This window comes from Methylobacterium sp. J-070, assembly GCF_022829385.1.
In the GTDB taxonomy this organism is placed as follows: Bacteria; Pseudomonadota; Alphaproteobacteria; order Rhizobiales; family Beijerinckiaceae; genus Methylobacterium.
In genome coordinates this window covers 1-2,361 of record NZ_JAKSXX010000062.1, presented here as the reverse complement: position 1 = coordinate 2,361, position 2,361 = coordinate 1, and the positions used below count along the sequence as shown (strand labels likewise).

Annotated in this window: 3 protein-coding genes and 1 pseudogene; 2 read left to right on the top strand and 2 right to left on the bottom strand. The window is 62.0% G+C overall.

All coding sequences use genetic code 11. The features are described 5' to 3' along the window. Window positions 1–454 precede the first annotated feature (454 nt). Both MKL01_RS04050 and MKL01_RS04045 read left to right on the top strand, forming a co-directional pair. Window positions 455–655 carry a hypothetical protein gene (locus MKL01_RS04050; protein ID WP_243903947.1) on the top strand — a complete coding sequence of 67 codons (201 nt, stop codon included), beginning with the start codon at window positions 455–457 and terminating at the stop codon, window positions 653–655. A 58-nt stretch (window positions 656–713) separates the two neighbouring features. Further along, window positions 714–1,328: pseudogene (locus MKL01_RS04045) on the top strand (IS6 family transposase); the annotation flags it as partial. Between the two features lie 116 nt (window positions 1,329–1,444). Here the strand turns inward: MKL01_RS04045 and MKL01_RS04040 are convergent. Together MKL01_RS04040 and MKL01_RS04035 are read right to left on the bottom strand one after the other, a co-directional pair. Then, window positions 1,445–1,900, bottom strand: a complete 456-nt coding sequence (locus MKL01_RS04040; RefSeq protein ID WP_313901436.1) for an anaerobic typically selenocysteine-containing protein — start codon at window positions 1,898–1,900, stop codon at window positions 1,445–1,447. A gap of 241 nt (window positions 1,901–2,141) precedes the next feature. After that, window positions 2,142–2,361, bottom strand: a 220-nt coding sequence (locus tag MKL01_RS04035) for a hypothetical protein (protein WP_243903946.1), incomplete at its 5' end; no start/stop codon positions are given.

Here is a 2,361-nt window from a genome sequence, read left to right as displayed (position 1 = left end):
GCGATGTCCAGGCTGTGGCCGCTGGGAAAGCGGTAGGGACCAGCAGCCGGGTCCCGCATGTACGCGTCGATCGCCGCAACGATCTCCTGGCTGCTGATGATGCCGGCTCTGCGCAGGTCCGCGAGGGTCGAAGGTCTGGCCAGCATGGTCGCGCTGATCATCCCCTGACGTTGACTTAACCGTGCCGCCCGGCCGAGATGGACCGTTCCGGCTGCACCCGCCCTGGCGAGTCGCAGCCGCCATTCAGGAGACCATCGCCGCGAGATAGACCCTGAAAAGCCAACAGTCCCTTCCCGGCAAGGAAGAGGCTGCTGAAAACCTGGGGCCTTGTGGGGACGCTGAACCGCTCCCCACAGACCATGATCTCCCCTCGGGAGTCAAGCGAAAGCACCGCTTTTCGCACCGGGAAAGCTTTGCCTGGACCCTAGCCGCGGCTCGTGAGGGACCGGGACCGATGACCTATGCCAATGAGATCCGGCGACAGGTGGAGGCGGCTCTGTGTGCCGGGCTGCCGGCCGTCACGGCTGCGCTGTGGCGTGCCTATGGGGAAGGGAAGATGACGGAGGCCGAGGCCGAGGCGCTGTCCGATTTGATTGACGGTCACCGCTCGTCTGATGCTGGACAGAAGGGCCTGTCGCAAACGGGAATGCGCTGAGGTTCACGGCTCGTTAGTCATAGCCGCCGAGCCTGCCGCTCCGATCCGGAGCCGGCCCATGATCTGCAACGTCCTCGCGCTCAAGCTGAAGCGAGACGCCAAAGGCGACTTCCGGGGCCGGCACTTCGAGGCCAGCCTCATCGTGCAGGCGGCGTCCTGGTATCTGCGCTACGCGCTGAGCTATCGCGACATCGAGGAGATGCTCCTCGAGAGAGGCCTGGAGGTCGACCACTCCACGATCAATCGCTGGGTGCTGGCCTACGCCCCGGCTATCGAGCGTCGCCTGCGTCGGTTCCGCAAGCCGCACTGCGGCTCGGTGCGGGTCGACGAGACCTACATCAAGGTGCGTGGGCAGTGGCGCTACCTGTACCGCGCCATCGACAAGCACGGCGAGGCGGTCGACTTCCTGCTCACCGCTAACCGGGATCTCGACGCGGCCAAGCGTTTTTTCCGTAAGATGCTCCAGGATCAGCCGCTGCTCGCGCCCGACCGCATCGGCACCGATGGTGCTGGCCCGTACCCACCAGCCATCGTCGAGAGCCGGACGGAGGGTCTGCTACCCCGCACGCCGGTCCACTACGTGACCAAACACCTGCAGCAAGGCATTGAAAGCGACCACTTCCGGGTGAAACGAGCGATGCCAAGAGTGGGCGGCTTCCGCTCGTTCAACAGCTAAGGAGACTGTCGGCGCATTGCCGTAGAGGCTCGACGCTGATGTTAAGCCCCCTCGTCAAGCTTTACTCGAGATCGACGAGGGGGACGCAAAGCAGATCGGCTGTTAGATGGCGATCAGCCCGCGGGCAGAGTTAACGTCAGTTTGCCTTTGAACGGATCGTTCGCGTTCCGATTACTGGTACAGGCATATTCTTCCTGCCCCGGCTTCATCGTCCGGAGGCGCAGGGTCCCTTGGCCCTTCTGCCTGATCGTGTAGCCCTTCTCGCTCGCAGCATGGATTAGGTCGCCGTCGGCGTGCAGAACCAGCCCATTCTCGAACTGACCGGGCGCTGTGATCGTAATGGGTGCATCGGCGCTGCTGACGATGTGCAGGGCCACGTTGGTGTTCGCAGGCAGAAGGATCTCCGCGGGGTCGCACACCGGCTTCCCGTCCTTCATGCTGATGATCAACTCCACCGGAGGCATCGCATCGCTGGCCGGCGCCTCCAGCGACTTGCTCTCAGCGTAGGTCGAGCCGACCAAGAGGAGGGCAGCCAGGGACGCTGCTCCAGCGAAAGTATGCTGCATCATGATGCGCTTTCTGAGTTCAGGCTCGGACAACAGCGGAGACCTGCCTGAAGAAAGATTATCATCTAGCCTAATGTTCCAGGCCCTGTAGTCGCATGTAATGTGACCACTGCTCTTAAATGAATATCATATGTTTGTTTCCTCGTTAGAACGGTCTGATCAGCAAATTCAGAGGAACTTCGCGTACAGATCGCGAAGCGGATGACTTGGCAGGTGCTCTGGAATAGGCTTGGATCAAACCGCCTTACCGCAACAAGGTGCTGAAGGTCTCTTCGAGATAGTTGATCAGAGTTCGGTTGCAGAAGCGGTGCAGGACGGGACCATCTGTCGTTCCCTCGCGCATCTCGATCGACTCGGTATTCTGGTCGTAGGAGAAGGTCAGATGGCGGCCGCCGAGGGTGGTCGACAGGATGGCCTTGGCGCCCGCCTCGTCCTGGATCATCTCGGTCGATCCCGGCGCGCCG

What these genes read in the sequence shown, in the direction of transcription:
- MKL01_RS04050 (WP_243903947.1), top strand. Translation starts at nt 455, where the DNA reads ATGACCTATGCCAATGAGATCCGGCGACAGGTGGAGGCGGCTCTGTGT.
- MKL01_RS04040 (WP_313901436.1), bottom strand. Translation starts at nt 1,900, where the DNA reads ATGATGCAGCATACTTTCGCTGGAGCAGCGTCCCTGGCTGCCCTCCTC.